General features: G+C 54.3%; 13 protein-coding genes. 8 read left to right on the forward strand and 5 right to left on the reverse strand.

The genetic code is table 11. The features are described from left to right. Positions 1–120: 120 nt before the first annotated feature. Positions 121–1,788, reverse strand: a complete 1,668-nt coding sequence (gene ettA, locus ACN0UH_RS02890; protein ID WP_417660627.1) for an energy-dependent translational throttle protein EttA — start codon at positions 1,786–1,788, stop codon at positions 121–123. A gap of 545 nt (positions 1,789–2,333) precedes the next feature. Here ettA and ACN0UH_RS02895 point away from each other — a divergent pair. Continuing rightward, complete coding sequence (locus ACN0UH_RS02895) at positions 2,334–6,503, forward strand: EAL domain-containing protein (RefSeq protein ID WP_417660628.1); 4,170 nt, start codon at positions 2,334–2,336, stop codon at positions 6,501–6,503. Positions 6,504–6,652: 149 nt separating this feature from the next. Next, positions 6,653–7,906 carry a serine hydroxymethyltransferase gene (gene glyA, locus ACN0UH_RS02900; RefSeq protein WP_417660629.1) on the forward strand — a complete coding sequence of 418 codons (1,254 nt, stop codon included), beginning with the start codon at positions 6,653–6,655 and terminating at the stop codon, positions 7,904–7,906. 158 nt (positions 7,907–8,064) lie between these two features. On the opposite strand, the gene ACN0UH_RS02905 is transcribed toward glyA, so the two are convergent. Continuing rightward, positions 8,065–8,571, reverse strand: coding sequence for a DUF3015 domain-containing protein (locus ACN0UH_RS02905; protein WP_417660630.1), 507 nt, complete (start codon positions 8,569–8,571; stop codon positions 8,065–8,067). A 241-nt stretch (positions 8,572–8,812) separates the two neighbouring features. On the opposite strand from ACN0UH_RS02905, the gene ACN0UH_RS02910 reads away from it, so the two are divergent. Next, positions 8,813–9,184: a PilZ domain-containing protein gene (locus ACN0UH_RS02910; RefSeq protein ID WP_417660631.1), complete on the forward strand. Its 372-nt coding sequence runs from the start codon at positions 8,813–8,815 to the stop codon at positions 9,182–9,184. A 33-nt stretch (positions 9,185–9,217) separates the two neighbouring features. On the opposite strand, the gene radA is transcribed toward ACN0UH_RS02910, so the two are convergent. Together radA and ACN0UH_RS02920 are read right to left on the reverse strand one after the other, a co-directional pair. Then, positions 9,218–10,582 carry a DNA repair protein RadA gene (gene radA, locus ACN0UH_RS02915; RefSeq protein ID WP_417660632.1) on the reverse strand — a complete coding sequence of 455 codons (1,365 nt, stop codon included), beginning with the start codon at positions 10,580–10,582 and terminating at the stop codon, positions 9,218–9,220. Between the two features lie 115 nt (positions 10,583–10,697). Further along, complete coding sequence (locus ACN0UH_RS02920) at positions 10,698–10,943, reverse strand: YdcH family protein (protein ID WP_417660633.1); 246 nt, start codon at positions 10,941–10,943, stop codon at positions 10,698–10,700. 235 nt (positions 10,944–11,178) lie between these two features. Here ACN0UH_RS02920 and mscL point away from each other — a divergent pair, with 235 nt between their 5' ends. Continuing rightward, complete coding sequence (gene mscL / locus ACN0UH_RS02925; RefSeq protein ID WP_417660634.1) at positions 11,179–11,586, forward strand: large-conductance mechanosensitive channel protein MscL; 408 nt, start codon at positions 11,179–11,181, stop codon at positions 11,584–11,586. A gap of 505 nt (positions 11,587–12,091) precedes the next feature. On the opposite strand, the gene ACN0UH_RS02930 is transcribed toward mscL, so the two are convergent. Further along, positions 12,092–12,868: a ferredoxin--NADP reductase gene (locus ACN0UH_RS02930; protein ID WP_417660635.1), complete on the reverse strand. Its 777-nt coding sequence runs from the start codon at positions 12,866–12,868 to the stop codon at positions 12,092–12,094. A gap of 160 nt (positions 12,869–13,028) precedes the next feature. Here ACN0UH_RS02930 and ACN0UH_RS02935 point away from each other — a divergent pair, with 160 nt between their 5' ends. The 4 genes from ACN0UH_RS02935 (at position 13,029) to ACN0UH_RS02950 (ending at position 16,893) form a co-directional block, all read left to right on the forward strand. Then, positions 13,029–14,165 carry a methyltransferase gene (locus ACN0UH_RS02935; protein WP_417660636.1) on the forward strand — a complete coding sequence of 379 codons (1,137 nt, stop codon included), beginning with the start codon at positions 13,029–13,031 and terminating at the stop codon, positions 14,163–14,165. 153 nt (positions 14,166–14,318) lie between these two features. Next, positions 14,319–15,116, forward strand: a complete 798-nt coding sequence (locus tag ACN0UH_RS02940) for a transporter substrate-binding domain-containing protein (protein ID WP_417660637.1) — start codon at positions 14,319–14,321, stop codon at positions 15,114–15,116. Positions 15,117–15,200: 84 nt separating this feature from the next. Beyond that, positions 15,201–16,148 carry an amino acid ABC transporter permease gene (locus ACN0UH_RS02945; RefSeq protein ID WP_417660638.1) on the forward strand — a complete coding sequence of 316 codons (948 nt, stop codon included), beginning with the start codon at positions 15,201–15,203 and terminating at the stop codon, positions 16,146–16,148. Between the two features lie 19 nt (positions 16,149–16,167). Next, positions 16,168–16,893 carry an amino acid ABC transporter ATP-binding protein gene (locus tag ACN0UH_RS02950; protein ID WP_417660708.1) on the forward strand — a complete coding sequence of 242 codons (726 nt, stop codon included), beginning with the start codon at positions 16,168–16,170 and terminating at the stop codon, positions 16,891–16,893. Positions 16,894–16,968: the final 75 nt, after the last annotated feature.

Consider the following 16,968-nt stretch of genomic DNA (forward strand, 5'->3'; position numbering starts at 1 on the left):
GGTTCAGTGCATAACCCGAACGTTCGTCGCCGAAATAGCCGATGAAAAAGCACCCGCCACCTACAAATTCCGGCCAAAAAAAACCGGCCTCAGGAGAGGCCGGTTTTTGACAAGAAGGCGTTACTGCGCGAGCTTCTTGTGGCGTACGCGATGCGGTTGTGCAGCTGCATCGCCGAGGCGTTTCTTACGATCCGCTTCGTACTCGGTGTAGTTACCTTCGAAGAACTCAATGTGCGAGTCATCTTCGTACGCCAAGATGTGCGTGGCAACGCGGTCAAGGAACCAGCGATCGTGCGAGATCACAATGGCAGCGCCAGGGAAATCGAGCAGTGCTTCTTCCAGCGAACGCAAAGTTTCTACGTCGAGGTCGTTTGAGGGTTCGTCGAGCAGCAAGACGTTAGCGCCCTCTTTCAAGGTCAGCGCCAAGTGCAAACGGCCACGCTCACCACCAGAAAGGTCTTTAACGAACTTCTGCTGATCGCCACCCTTGAAGTTGAAGCGACCGACGTAGGTACGCGACGGCACTTCATAGTTACCGATCTTGATCATGTCGGAACCACCCGACACGGCTTCCCACACAGTCTTGCTGCCGTCCAGGTCTTCACGACTCTGGTCAACGCAGGCCATCTGCACGGTTTCACCGACTTCGATGGTGCCCGAGTCCGGCTGTTCTTTGCCCATCAGCATGCGGAACAGGGTCGACTTACCGGCACCGTTACCGCCGATCACGCCGACAATGGCGCCTTTTGGCATGCTGAACGACAGATTGTCGATCAATGCACGGTCACCATAACCTTTGCTGACGTTAACAAAGTCGATGACTTTGTCACCCAGACGCGAACCCGCTGGAATATAAATCTCATTGGTTTCGCTGCGCTTCTGGAATTCCTGCGACTGCATTTCTTCGAAGCGTTGCAGGCGAGCCTTGGATTTTGACTGACGCGCCTTGGCGCCTTTGCGCACCCACTCCAGCTCGTCCTTCATGGCTTTCTCATGAGCCGACTGTTGCTTGGACTCTTGCGCCAAACGGTCCGACTTGGCCTCAAGCCAACCTGAGTAGTTGCCTTCGTACGGGATACCCGCGCCGCGGTCGAGTTCGAGAATCCAACCGGCAACGTTGTCGAGGAAGTAACGGTCGTGCGTGATCGCAACCACAGTGCCCGGGAAGTCATGCAGGAAGTGCTCAAGCCAGGCCACCGAATCAGCATCCAGGTGGTTGGTTGGTTCATCGAGCAGCAGCATGTCAGGTGCAGAAAGCAGCAGGCGGCACAGGGCTACACGGCGCTTTTCACCACCAGACAGGTGCTCGACCTTGGCATCCCACGCGGGCAAACGCAGTGCGTCGGCAGCCACTTCAAGCTGACGCTCAAGGTTGTGGCCATCTGAGGTTTGCAGGATGGCTTCAAGCTTGGCCTGCTCGGCGGCCAGCTTGTCAAAATCAGCATCTGGTTCTGCATAGGCGGCATAAACCTGATCAAGGCGCGCTTGGGCATCCTTGATCACGCTCACCGCTTCTTCGACCACTTCACGCACGGTCTTGCTTGGGTCCAGCACGGGTTCCTGCGGCAGGTAACCCACGTTCAACTCGGGCATTGGACGCGCTTCACCGTCAAACTCGGTATCGACGCCAGCCATGATTTTCAGCAGCGTGGATTTACCTGAGCCGTTGAGGCCGAGCACGCCAATTTTGGCGCCAGGGAAAAACGACAGAGAAATATTTTTGAGAATTTCCCGCTTCGGCGGCACAACTTTGCTCAGCCGATGCATGGTGTAGACGTATTGGGCCATGGATAACCTTGATACTTAGACTAAAAACGGGGACAGGAGCATGTCGCGCAACATGGCTCACTGAGGCGAAACAATTCGCCTTACGGATAGAGCGCTACGATACGCTCGCTGCGACTACAAACTCCGTGAATTTTGAGAACGCGTAACGATTCCGACGACCGGCTTTAAATACCTTGCAAATAACGCTGAAGGCCGATTTACCTACGCAAATAAACACTTCAAGCTATTCAGACTGGCTTAAACCCTTACGTAGCGAATCTGTTTACGGGTCCTTAGGCAACATCTGAAAGAAAATTGCTCGCGCGTGACGAGCAAAGCTACCGGAATGCAGGCTTTAGGGCAAATTCCGCTCATCGACAGGGCTGGCACTTTGCCACAACTGTGGCATTCTTGCCTGCCGCGCGCGATCAACTGTTTGCTGTGTACAAACGTCAGTGTTGAATCAAACGCTCAGCGTCTTTTGTCGTTGCAAGGTCTGAATACACGTGCCATCTACCGCGTCATCAAAGACTCCGCTCTCCCCGCTTGAGCCTCAAGTCACGCCTATGCGCAGCTCGCTTAAGCGCTGCCTGGTGGTGTTGGTGTTGGTGATGCTGGCTTTGCTGTTATGGCAATTACTGCTTGAGTCGCGCAACCTGCTACAGACGCAGCGGCAACTGGGGCTGGTATACAGCGACCAGTTGGCCAACACCCTGAGCATGAATATGTCGATCAAGGCCCAGTCGGCTCAAGCCTTGTTACGCTCAAAAAAGCTGACAAACGACGCTCCTGATGACGCCCGGGAACTCATCGCCACACTAAAAGGTATTTACCCAGCAATAGAAAGCATCGCCCGCTTGTCTGCCAGCGGTGAGATTGCCTCGGATAGCGCAACCCATTCAGTGGATGCGCAGTTTATTGCCAGTCTGGTTAGTCGCAACGCTGGCGCGCCTTATCACTATGCGTTTACAGCCGAGCCCAATGGGCGCTTTTACCTATTACTGACCAAGCGCAACGGCTATTGGCTGCTGCGCTTCAGTAGCGGTGCCATCGCCAGTTGGTTACACGATCGCCAATTGAATGCTTACCAATGGCTATTGGAAGACCGCTTGAACCAGCGCGCAATTGTCGGCCCACACAGTAAAGCGGCGTCACCCAAAAGATTTTTTCCGCCAGTAACCGCCATTGATCTGGCACAGACCATTCATATCTCGCCGATCGAACATAGCGACTGGCAACTGCGTGCCTTGTTCAACGAGAGCCTGGTACTGGCCGAACAACTGCCGACGCTCGCCGGTAAGTTTCTGCTGTTTATACTATGTTCGATTCTGACCTTACTGGCCTTGTACAGGCTGCTGCTCGACCAAAGCCAACTGCACCAGGCTAATGCGGACTCGCGACGCTCTCTGCGCCAGGCAGCAAGTGCGCTTGGCGCCATTGAAGAGCGGGTACTGGTTACCGACAGCCAAGGTTATATCGACTATTTAAACCCACAAGCGGAAAGCCTTTTCGAATTGACCGATATGGCCCGCGGCCGACATATTTTTGAAGTGCTGCCGCAGCTTGACCCGTTACTGCTGCAAGGCAACGCATTCAACAACGACGTCAGCCCTGAACCGCTTGAAATTGAATTCAGAGGCAACAGGCGTTTATTCGATATCAATCGTAGCAACCTGAGCGATGGCGAGAACCGCAATGGCTACGCCTGGGTGCTGCGTGATGTTACCGATGAGCAACATGCCACGCGCGTGCTGCTTAATGCGCGCCGACGCTACCAAGACATATTCGATGGCACCGGCACAGCTCTCTGTGTACTCGACCTTTCGGTGCTTAGCCAATACCTGAATGATCAGCAGGTAACATCGCCAGCCGAGCTGAGCCAATGGCTGCAGGACAACCCCGAGCAACTTAAGCAGTTGCCCCAACTTATGCGCGTCAGCGAGACCAACCATGTCGCCCTGCGCCTGTTAAAAGTCAATTCTCCAGGCGATGTATGGGAATTACTGTTCAACTGCGGCGAGTTGAATCTCAACGATTTTCGTGGCGAATTGCTTAACGCTCTGCTGACGCATAAAACTCAGTTTGATCAAGAAATCTGCCTGCTCACACCTGACGATCAAGAGCGTCACCTGTGGTTGCTGATTAATCTGCCTGAGGACAGCGATGACCTCGTTTCGGTAACCCTGAGCATCACCGACATTACCAGCCGCAAACAAACTGAACTGTCATTGATCGAACGAGAGCGCTTCTGGTCGAGCGTGGTACAGGCCGTGCCTGACACACTCTACGTACATGACTTAAGCAATAAATCAGTGCTCTTCAGCAATCACCATCTAGGTTTGCAGCTTGGCTACAACAGCGAAGAATTAAAGGCCTTGGGCGAGTGTTTCTGGGAAGACCTGCTGCATCCAGATGACAGCGATTACTATCACCGAATCCGCAACCTGCAACATGTTGTCGGCAATGGCATTCTGCTTGAGTCACAGTTGCGTTGGCGCCACCGTGATGGTAACTGGCATTGGTTCAGCATCCGCGAACAAGCCTTGTCGCGCAACGCTGCAGGTCACGTCGACCGACTGATCGGCGTCGCCAAGGATATTTCAGAGCAAATTGAACACAGTGAATCGCTGCGTGACAGTGAACAGCGCTATCGACTGCTGGCTGAAAGCACCTCCGATGTCATCTTCTCAACCGATAACTCACTTCACGCCAACTACATCAGCCCGTCAATAAAGACCCTTCTCGGTTACGAACCTGAACAGCTCAAAGGACAAGGTTTGCTCAGCCTGGCCGCCAAACCTGAACAACTGAAAGAGCTTATAGGCATTGTTGATGAGTTACGTACAGCGTTGGGTGACCCGATGCGCGTGGCCGAGTTGACTGGCAAGCTGCAACCGCAGCTATTTACCTTTGATTGTTTGCGCAGCGACGAACGAAAAGTTCCGATGGAGCTGCGTTTGGTCCCTATGTGGGATGAAGACAACCGATTCAAAGGCCTGCATGGCGTAGCACGCGATATTAGCCAACACCGTCGTGCCGAGAACGAGTTACGCATGGCTGCCACGGTATTCGAGCATTCGACCGCCGCCATTCTGGTCACCGACCCTGCCGGTTATATCGTGCAGACCAATGAAGCGTTCAGCCGCGTGACGGGCTACAGCTCAAAACAAGTGATTGACCAACTGCCGAGCAGGTTGACGGCTGATAAACAACAGGCAAACCAGCTGAACTTCATCCTCGCCCAACTCAACCAGCGCGGTAGCTGGGAAGGCGAAGTGTGGCTGAAACGTCGCGATGGCGAAAACTTCCCGGCGTGGGTGGGTATTACCGCGGTACAGGATGATGAAGGCGATCTCGTCAGTTACGTGTGCTTCTTCAGCGACATCAGTGAGCGCAAAGCCAGCGAACAGCGTATTCATCGTCTGGCTTACTACGATGCCCTGACTCTGCTGCCGAACCGCACATTGTTTCAGGATCGCCTGCATACCTCACTGCACCAAGCCGAGCGTCATGCTGAATGGGTGGTGCTGATGTTCCTCGACCTTGACCGTTTCAAGCCGATCAACGATTCGCTCGGCCATGCGGCCGGTGACCGCATGCTCAAAGATGTCGCAAGCCGCTTGGCGGCCTGTGTCAATGACGATGACACCGTTGCGCGTATGGGCGGCGATGAGTTCACCCTACTGCTGAAGCCTCACTCCAGCCGCGACAACGCGCTGAACCGTGCGATTCACGTTGCCGAACAAATTCTCGCCAGCCTTGCCCGAGCGTTTGTGCTTGAAGGCCGTGAGTTTTTTGTGACCGCCAGTATCGGTATCGCGCTAAGCCCACAAGATGGCAAAGAACTCAGCCAGTTGATGAAGAACGCCGACACCGCGATGTATCACGCCAAAGAGCGCGGCAAGAATAACTTCCAGTTCTATCAGAGCGACATGAACGCTCGCGCGCTAGAACGCATTGAGCTGGAAAGCGATCTGCGCCATGCGCTTGAACAGGGCGAACTGGTGTTGTTTTACCAACCGCAGTTCTCCGCTAATGGCCAGCGCCTGACGGGCGTTGAAGCACTGCTGCGCTGGCAGCACCCGAAACGAGGGCTGGTCTCACCGTCTGAATTCATCCCGGTACTGGAAGAGCTTGGCTTGGTTGCCGATGTCGGTGACTGGGTGATTGAAGAGGCATGCCGCCAGCTCAAGTATTGGCAAGACAACAAGGTCCGCGTCCCTAAAGTATCGGTCAACCTGTCGGCCCGACAGTTTGCGGATGGCGACCTCGACAAGCGCATTACCCGAATTCTCGCAGAAACCGGGGTCAGTGCCGCAAGCCTTGAGCTTGAGCTGACCGAAAGCATCCTGATGAACGATGTGGCTAACGCGCTGCAAACACTGACTAGCCTCAAAAGCCTCGGTTTGAGCATTGCGATTGATGACTTCGGTACCGGTTACTCGTCGCTGAACTACCTCAAGCAGTTCCCTATCGACATACTCAAGATTGACCGCAGTTTCGTCGATGGCTTACCGCAAGGTGAACAGGACGCGCAGATAGCCAGGGCGATTATTGCCATGGCCCATAGTTTAAGTTTGGCGGTGATTGCCGAAGGTGTAGAAACCCAAGCCCAACTCGACTTCTTACGCCGCTACAACTGTGATGAAGTCCAAGGTTTTCTGCTCGGTCAGCCTATGCGTGCTCACCAGGTAAGCGCCCAGTTCAGTGGTGCGGCGCTGTTCATACTCAACTGATGCCCGCCGCCTGATAGCAAAGCCACTGCGCACTTGGCATGAGCTCCACTTGTCAGGCACATGACTGCCATTCATACCCGCACGGCTGCAGTATGGGGTAGAATCCGCACCCTATTTCTTCAGCCCAGCTGTTTTCTCAGGGGATTGCCATGTTCAGCCGTGATTTGAATCTTGCCCGTTTTGACGCCGAATTGTTTGCCGCGATGGAGCAAGAAGCCCAACGCCAGGAAGAACATATCGAGCTGATCGCCTCGGAAAACTACACCAGCCCAGCGGTGATGGAAGCCCAAGGCTCGGTGCTGACCAACAAGTATGCCGAAGGCTACCCGGGCAAGCGCTACTACGGCGGTTGCGAGTACGTTGATATCGTTGAGCAGGTCGCAATTGATCGCGCCAAACAACTGTTCGGCGCCGACTACGCAAACGTCCAGCCACACTCAGGCTCGCAAGCTAACAGCGCGGTCTACATGGCCCTGCTCAATGCTGGCGACACTGTACTGGGCATGAGCCTGGCACACGGCGGCCACCTGACTCACGGCGCCAGCGTCAGCTTCTCCGGCAAGATTTACAACGCAGTGCAGTACGGCATCAACGACGACGGCCTGATCGATTACGATGAAGTTGAGCGCTTGGCCGTTGAGCACAAGCCCAAAATGATCATCGCGGGTTTCTCGGCCTACTCACAGATTCTCGACTTCCCGCGCTTTCGCGCAATCGCAGACAAAGTCGGTGCCTACCTGTTCGTCGACATGGCTCACGTTGCCGGCCTGGTCGCTGCTGGTGTGTATCCGAACCCGGTGCCATTCGCTGACGTTGTGACCACCACAACCCACAAAACCCTACGCGGCCCACGTGGCGGTCTGATTCTGGCGCGCAAAAACGAAGAGCTGGAAAAGAAATTCAACTCGGCAGTATTCCCGGGCGGTCAAGGTGGCCCACTGGAACACGTTATTGCAGCGAAAGCGGTGTGCTTCAAAGAAGCCCTGCTGCCTGAGTTCAAGACTTATCAGCAACAGGTCATCAAAAACGCTCAAACCATGGCCAGTGTATTCATGGAAAACGGCTATGACGTGGTTTCTGGCGGCACAGAGAACCACTTGTTCCTGCTCAGCCTGATCAAGCAAGACATCACCGGCAAAGAAGCAGATGCTGCGCTGGGCCGTGCCTTTATCACCGTCAACAAAAACTCGGTGCCAAACGACCCGCGCTCACCGTTTGTAACCTCTGGTCTGCGTATCGGCACCCCTGCCGTTACCACGCGCGGCTTCAAAGAAGACGAGTGCCGTCAGTTGGCTGGCTGGATTTGTGAAGTACTGGCCAACATTGGTGATGACGCGGTAGAAACCAAGGTACGTGAGCAGGTCAAAGCCCTGTGCGCACGCTTCCCGGTTTACGGTGCGTAAATAGGTTGGGTGGGTAACGCTTTTTACCCACCGCTTACAGCTCCAACTATTTACACCAACTGCCGAACCTTGGTGGACAAGCTTCGCGTTGTCGCAACCTACGGCCAGTGAAACGAAAAAGCCCGCCATTTTGGCGGGCTTTTTCGTAGCCAGTGGTTTTACGCAGGTGTTTTAGCGTAAGCGGCCAGTTTGCTGTCGCGGCTCATGACTTCCATGGTGGAAGCCAGAACCTGCTCGCTGGTGACGTCGGCTGAAGAGAAGATCGTGTTGAAGTTCTCGTGGGTAACCTTGGCGAATTGCGCACGGTCACTTGCCGGAATACCCAGCAGTACAGCGTAGGCATCCAGTGCCTCACCCTGACCTTGGGCCATGTCCACAGCAATCGAATCGAGCATGCCGTTCATGGCAAGCATCGAACGACCACCATAAGTAAGCTTACCGCCAGTGCTACAACCGTTGGTGCCAGACGTCATACCAAATGTGGCGTTACCGGAAGTGCCGTTAGTGGTACTGGCAAGAAAGTGCGGTGCAAGACCACGCTGGCCATCAAACAGCATGTTGCCCCAACCGCAAGATGGACCGCCTGGTGCTTCGGCGTATGCGCCGACGCTGGCAACAGTTAACAAACCGAAAATCAAGCCTTTGCTCAGCAATCGCTTTTCCATTTTTCTTTTGCTCCACGCTAAATAGTTATAAAGCTGCACTAGCAGCTTTGGTGAAAGTAGCAAAACTGTCAAATAGGATGCTGACATCAGCGTCAAGATAGCAAATAGCCATCGCCACACAACCCAGCGATTTAAGGGGTTTAGCCAAAAAACCAGTATCAAAATATTTTTACAAGCAAACAAACATATTCAGCTCTGCAGGCTTGGCTATAGTGTTGAGAGTACAAATCAGGAGCTGAATATGAGCGGCACAGACACAGAGCGTAGACGCTTTCAGCGGATCGCCTTTGATGCACCGACAGAGATATCCCAAGGCGCACAGCGTTGGGACGTGAAACTGCATGACGTTTCACTCAAAGGCCTGATGGTCGAGCGGCCCGCTGACTGGAAGGCAGACCCGGAGCAGTTGTTTGATGTGCAGATCAGCCTCAGCGACGTCGCCAAAGTGCGCATGGAAGTAACCGAAACCCGCGATGATGACGGCCTACTCGGCTTTGCTTGTGAACACATTGACTTGGAGTCGATAAGCCACCTGCGCCGTCTGGTCGAACTTAACCTAGGTGATGAATCGCTACTTGAACGTGAGCTCAGCGCGCTCGGTGAAGAAAACTAAGCCGCGCTGAGATAACCATTCAATCAGGCATGGTTAATCGAACAAAGCATCAAGCGCTTGCTCAAGCCGCGTGACAGCAATCACCTCGAGCCCTGCCGGAGATTCTTTCGGAGCGTTGCCTTTGGGCACAATGGCGCGTTTGAAGCCATGCTTGGCGGCTTCCTTCAAGCGCTCTTGACCACTCGGCACCGGACGAATTTCGCCGGATAAACCCACCTCACCGAACACTAACAAGTCATTGGCTAACGGTCGATTACGCAGGCTTGAAATAACCGCAGCCATCAGCGCCAAATCTGATGCTGTCTCCAGCACCTTGACCCCGCCGACGACGTTCAGAAAAACATCCTGATCATAAGTTGGAATGCCGCCATGACGATGCAACACCGCAAGCAGCATGGCTAAGCGGTTCTGATCGAGCCCCAGCGTCACCCGTCGCGGGTTGCCCAGATGACTGGTATCGACCAGCGCCTGCACCTCAACCAGCATGGGCCGCGTGCCTTCCCAAGTTGCCATGACCACGCTGCCAGGCACTTCTTCCTGCGCCCGAGTCAGGAAGATAGCTGAAGGATTGGTCACCTCTTTCAGGCCTTTGTCGGTCATGCCAAACACACCGAGCTCGTTGATCGCGCCAAAGCGGTTCTTCACCGCTCGCAACAGACGCAAGCGGCCGTCTGACTCGCCCTCGAAATAGAGCACGGTATCAACCATGTGCTCCAGCACCCGTGGCCCGGCTAGCGCCCCTTCTTTGGTGACATGGCCGACCAGAAAGATTGCAGTACCGCTTTGCTTGGCAAAGCGCACCAGCAAAGCAGCGCTTTCGCGTACTTGAGCCACGCCGCCAGGAGCGGATTGCAACTGTTCGGTGAAGATGGTCTGGATTGAGTCGATCACCATTACCTTGGGCTTTTCCTGACGCGCCGTGGCAATGATGTTTTCGATGCAGGTTTCGGTCATGACCTTGAGTTTGTCTTCCGGCAAACCCAAACGCCGCGCACGCATGGCAACCTGTTGCTGCGACTCCTCCCCCGTCACGTACAAGGCGGGAAAACGCGTAGCGATGTTGCACAGGGTTTGCAACAAGATGGTCGACTTGCCAATGCCCGGATCACCGCCGATCAGCACCACAGAGCCATCGACCAGACCACCGCCCAGCACTCGATCAAGTTCGCCGGATGCCGTCGAGAATCGAGGCATCTCTTCAACGCTGACTTCCGCAAGGGTTTTTAGCGGTGCTTGCTGGCCTGCCCAACCACTGCGCCCGCTTGGCGCAGCGGCATTTGCCTCAAGCATGGTTTCAACTAGGGTATTCCAGGCGCTGCACTCACCACACTGACCGGCCCACTTGGGAAACGTGGCACCGCATTCGGTGCAGCCATACAGGCGTTTGGCCTTAGCCATCAGCAGACTTCCTCAGAGCAAAGTGCCCATCATAGCCTTTCCAGAGGAAGCTGAGACAATCCACATATCGTGAAAATGCCTCATTTGCCGACACGTGCCAAAGCGCTACCAGACCTTAGCCTTCACTGTTGGCCAGCATGTCGGAGATTTCATCTTTGAGCGTGACGCGCTGCATCTTCAGGCCTTGCAAGTTCAGGTCATCCATCGAGCTGTGGCCGTCTTCTACTTCATAAATGCGTTTATCCAATGCTTCGTACTCTTCTGCAAGCCGGGCAAAACGCTTATTGGACTGCGCCAATGCGCTGAATTGGCTGGCGAATTGAGGAAACTCGTTCTTTAGTGAGTGATGTTCCAACGGCATGTCTGCACCCTCTTGATGTATATACCTTCAGACTAGTCGAGCCTGCCAGCTCTGCTTGCTCGCAATCGCATCCCTATACAAGACGCAAAACCGCACAACCAAACTGTCAATTTTTAGCACTAATAAACCAGAAGGACTGAGCAGACACTCTTTTAACGGCCCAACTTATCTAGTGGCTAAATGTAATTGAATGTTTAGAATGAGTAGACAACCAGACATCGCAAGGATTGGAAACATGAGCATTATCAGTGAATTCAAAGCTTTTGCCGTTAAAGGCAACGTGGTCGACATGGCTGTCGGTATTATCATCGGCGCGGCGTTCGGTAAAATCGTTGCATCTTTTGTTGGCGATCTGATCATGCCTGCGCTAGGCGTGCTGATCGGCGGTGTCGACTTCACAGACTTGGTCATCGTCCTTAAAGCGGCGCAGGGGGATATCCCAGCCGTTACCATGAATTACGGTAAGTTCATCCAAACACTGGTCGACTTCCTAATCGTGGCATTCGCTATTTTCATGGCGATCAAAGTCATGAACAGTCTCAAGCGCAAGGAAGAAGCAGCTCCGGCCGCACCTCCTGCACCGACTCAAGAGCAAGTATTGCTGGCTGAGATTCGCGATCTGCTTAAAAGCAAGGCCGAATAAGCCATAGCAGTTACCCTTGCAGAACCGCTTAGCGTGATCAAACCGGGCCTGATTGAACCCAATGGCGGGCGCTTTTTCATCCGCCATTGGCATCCTCAAATATCCGGGCTATTCACCGCGCTGGTGGACAAGCTTCGCGTTGTCGAACCCTACCTGAAAAGCCCCAATCCGTAGGGCGGACAGCGCTTTATTGTCCGCCGTCTGCAACTCCAAATCTCCGGACTATTCACCGCTCCGGTGGACAAGCTTCGCGTTGTCGCACCCTACCTGAAAGCCCCAATCCGTAGGGCGGACAGCGCTTTATTGTCCGCCGTCTGCAACCTCAAATCTCCGGACTATTCACCGCGCTGGTGGACAAGCTTCGCGTTGTCGTACCCTACCTGAAAGCCCCAATCCGTAGGGCGGACAGCGCTTTATTGTCCGCCGTCTGCAACCTCAAATATCCAGACTATTCGCCGCTCTGGTGGACAAGCTTCGCGTTGTCGCACCCTACATCTGTCGCACCCTACCAATAATTTTCGACGGCTACCTGGCCTGGCCTGCGGGTAAGGCTTAGCTGCATGTCGCGTTGTTTCAGCAGTTGGCGCAGGTCATCAATCATCTGTGGGTTACCACAGAGCATCACCCGTGAGTTTTCGGCATCCATCGCCACCCCGGCAGCACGCTCCAGCTCACCATTCTCAAGTAATGTGGTGATTCGTTGATTGAGGCAGCCTGCAAGCGGCTCACGCGTGACCACCGGTACATACACTAACTTGTGCGCATTTTCAGCAAGGTGCTCCAAGGTACTGAGCTGCTTGATCAACTCTTGATAAGCCAACTCCTGTTTTGTACGGGCGCTGTAAACCAGAATGATCCGCTCAAAGCGCTGCCACACGTCAAGGTCTTGCAATATCGACAGGAACGGAGCCAAGCCCGTGCCGCTGGCGACCAGCCACAGGTCGCGACCATCAATAAACCGATCAAGCGTCAGAAAGCCAAAAGCTTGTTTATCCACCAGCAGTGTATTGCCAACTGACAAACGACTCAGTTCACTGGTGAATTCACCGTCCGGCACGACGATTGAAAAGAATTCGAGAAACTCATCGTGCGGCGCTGAAACCATCGAGTACGCTCGCCAGACAACACTGCCATCTGGCTTGTTGACCCCTAAACGGGCGAATTGCCCAGCACGAAATCTAAACCCCGGATCCCGTGAGCAGCGCAAGCTGAATAAAGTTGGCGACCAGACACGTACATCGCTAAGGGTTTGCCGGGTAAACTTCTCATCACTAGCGCTCATAGGACTCCCTAAGTGAGTCAGTGGTTGGACTCGAGCAAATACCAAGCACTATTGCTGCACGGTGCACAGCCTAAAACAGCTAAGCTATAAGGCTCTAACCGCTCGGCCCACAAGCCTGCAGTGTCGCGCACTTTTCCGTTGATAAAAACCAGCAGCTTATATGCCTATATTTGTTACGCCTTTTGCACCACTGGAATTAATCCGTCAGCCAGAACAGTCGCACGAGACTCTGCAGGCCTTTGATGCCGCAGACGAATACCTGCTTAACCAGTTTGCCGAGCAAGGCGTTGGTGCGGATCTGCGCGTATTGATTCTCAACGATAACTTTGGCGCATTGGCCTGCGCGTTGGCAGCCATTGAACAACCCCGCATGCTGATTACCAGCAGTTCAGACTCGCACTTGGGGCACATGGCGCTACAGATCAACCTGCGGCGCAATCAGTTGGCCGCGGACGCCGTCAGCTTTGTACCGGCTGAACAGACACCGCAAGGGCCGTTTGATCGCGTACTGATCCGCATCCCCAAGACACTGGCCTTACTTGAAGAACAATTGATTCGCCTGCACGGCCAGTTAGCACCGGGGGCTCAGGTTGTGGCAGCGGGTATGGTTAAACATTTACCACGCGCGGCTGGCGATCTGTTGGAAAAATACATCGGCCCAGTTCAGGCTTCTCTGGCTGTCAAAAAGGCGCGCCTGCTGATTGCCTCGCCGGAGCCAAAATTGCAGCCTGTCTCGCCTTATCCCAGCCGCTACAGCTTGGAGAAACCAAAACTCAGCTTGATCAACCATGCCAATGTGTTCTGCCGTGAAGGCCTCGACATCGGCACGCGCGCCTTCTTGCCGCACCTGCCCAAGGATCAGCGTCCGTTCCGGGTCGCGGATCTGGGTTGCGGCAATGGCGTGCTGGCGATTGCCTACGCACTGAGCAATCCCGAGGCGCAGCTGACATTGGTTGATGAGTCTTACATGGCGGTGCAATCGGCACGCGAGAACTGGTTAGCCGCTCTCGGCGAGCGTCCGGTGGATATCCGCGCCGGTGACGGTCTGGCTGAACAACCGGCTGAATCGCTGGACAGGGTGCTGTGCAATCCGCCCTTTCACCAACAGCAAGTTGTGGGCGACTTCCTGGCCTGGCGAATGTTCCAGCAAGCGCATGCTTCACTGGTAACTGGCGGCGAGTTATGGATTGTCGGCAATCGTCACCTGGGCTACCACCATAAGCTCAAGCGCCTGTTTCGTGGCGTCGAACAAGTGGCGTCAAACCCTAAGTTTGTCATTCTCAAGGCCATCAAGTAGCTGATAACGACCAACTCACCTTTAAGCGACCAGCTACCTGCTCGGGACTTTTTCATTCAAGGCTTAACCTGTTATAACGAAGGGCCTTTACAAAAGGCCGATGCCAACCAATAAGAACGCACTAATGTGCTCAAAAAGAATAAGGACTCTCACATGAGAAAATTTTTTACCGGCTTGGCGATTAGCGCCAGCCTGCTAGGCGCTTCAATCACAGCTCAAGCGGGTCCAGTTCTTGATGACATTGTTAAATCAGGGGAGCTTAAAATTTGTTTCGATGCGGGCTACATGCCTTTCGAAATGAAGAGCAAGTCGGGCCAGTTTATCGGTTTTGACATTGACATGGGCAAACTGCTCGCCAAGCAAATGGGGGTTAAATACGTCCCGGTCAACACAGCATGGGATGGAATCATTCCAACCCTGCTGACTGGCAAGTGCCACATGATCAACGGCGGCATGACCATCAACACCCAGCGCAATATGCGCGTGAACTTCGCAGATCCCTACATCGTGATCGGCCAGAGCATTCTGCTGAACCCTAAGCTCAAGGGTAAAATCAACGACTACAAAGACCTCAACGATCCGCAGTACACCATCACCACCAAACTCGGCACCACCGGTGAGCAATCGGTCAAGCGCCTGCTGAGTAAAGCCAAGATCAATGTATTTGAAACCCAGTCTGACGCAGTGCTTGAAGTCACCAACGGCAAAGCGGATGCATTCATCTACGACCTGCCATTCAACGCAATCTACTTTGCGCAGAACAAAGACAAGATCGTTCACCTGGACAAACCATTCACCTATGAGCCACTGGGCTGGGCTGTTGCCCAGGGCGACCCGGAAATGCTCAACGTGCTGAACAACTTCCTGCGTCAGATCAAGGGTGAAGGCACCTACGATCGTCTCTACGCCAAGTGGTTCGAAAGCGACGCCTGGCTCGACCAGGTTCAGTAAGCCCATCAGGCCAGACTCAACCTCTGGCCTGATTTCCACTTGCCTCGCGCGTTACCGTAAAACCTAAATTCTCAGGAGGTCACTTTGTTGACCAGTCCCCGACGCTGGCTTTGGCACGGCTTATCAGTACTTATCATCGCGGGCCTAATGGGCACGCTGTACATGGCCTCGAAGCAGATCAACTACAGCTGGCAATGGGCCCGTGTCCTGCCTTACATCGTCAACACCGCCCCGCTCGACTTGCGGGCCAGCGGCAATGGCACCATCACTGATATCACTCAAGATGCAATCACCCTCACCTTGGACGACGGCGGAAAGACACAGGTCTTCAAGCCCTATGACCAGGCCGTTGCGGCCCAGGGCGACCTGATATTCGAAGGTGATGTGGTCGCACGCACTGTGCAATGGCGCGCGGGTCCGCTGCTCCATGGCTTGTGGGTAACCCTGAAGATATCGGTGATTTCACTGTTCTTCGCCACCCTGCTCGGCCTGGCTGCTGGCCTGATGCGAATCTCCAGCAATCCGGCCTGCCAGAACCTGGCATTTGCCTACGTCGGCTTGATTCGCGGCACGCCGCTGCTGGTACAGATATTTATCATGTACTTCTTTGTCGGCACCATGCTCAACCTTGATCGCTTCTCTGCCGGGGTCATGGCGCTGTCGATCTTTACCGGTGCCTACATTGCTGAAATCGTGCGTTCCGGCATCCAATCGATCTCACCCGGACAAATGGAAGCTGCGCGCTCGCTGGGTATGTCTTATCCCAAGGCGATGACCCACGTTATTTTGCCGCAAGCATTCAAACGCACACTGCCGCCAATGGCGGGCCAGTTGATCAACCTGATCAAGGATTCCTCGCTGGTTTCGGTGATTGCGATCACCGACCTGACCAAAGCTGGCCGCGAGGCTATCAGCGGTAACTTCGCAACATTCGAAGTATGGATTACCGTTGCCGGTTTGTACCTGATTCTGACGACACTGCTGTCGTGGGTTGTCCGCCGCATTGAAAAGAGGTTAGCCGCCAGTGACTGAAGCCTATACCGGCAAGGACATGATCGTTGCCACCCAAGTTAATAAAATCTACGCCAATGGCTGCCATGCCCTTAAAAACGTCAGTGCGACCATTGCGCGTGGCGAAGTGGTTGTCATCATCGGGCCATCCGGCTCGGGCAAATCGACCTTTCTACGCGCACTCAACCAGCTTGAGCAGATCAATAACGGCCAGATCATTATCGATGGCATCAACATGTATGCCCCCGGCACCAACATCAATAAGCTGCGCGAACGCGTCGGCATGGTGTTTCAGTCGTTCAACCTGTTCCCGCACAAGACGGTTAAAGGCAATGTGATGCTCGCGCCGATCAAGGTCGCCAAACGTGAGCCCAAGCAAGCCGAGCAAGACGCCGAGCACCTGCTTAAACGTGTGGGTTTAGGTGACAAACTGAATGTTTACCCGGCGCAACTCTCGGGTGGTCAGCAGCAACGCGTGGCCATCGCTCGTGCCCTGGCGATGAATCCGGATGTGATGCTGTTTGACGAGCCTACATCAGCGCTGGACCCGGAAATGGTCGGCGAGGTGCTGGATGTAATGAAGAGTCTGGCCAATGAAGGCATGACCATGGTGGTGGTAACCCACGAGATGGGCTTTGCTCGCGAAGTGGCCGACCGCGTGCTGTTTATGGAGGACGGTGAACTGTTGGTTAGCGACACGCCGGACAACATCTTCAGCAGCACCAAACACCCGCGACTAGAGCAGTTTCTATCGAAGCTGCTGTAGGGTGAACGGTGCTTTTCCGTCCACCATTCAAGCACTGCAGAACGTCAAGCGATTAGCCAAGAAACGGTGGGCAAG

Origin of the sequence: Pseudomonas sp. (assembly GCF_048265905.1) — a bacterium.
GTDB lineage: Bacteria > Pseudomonadota > Gammaproteobacteria > Pseudomonadales > Pseudomonadaceae > Aquipseudomonas.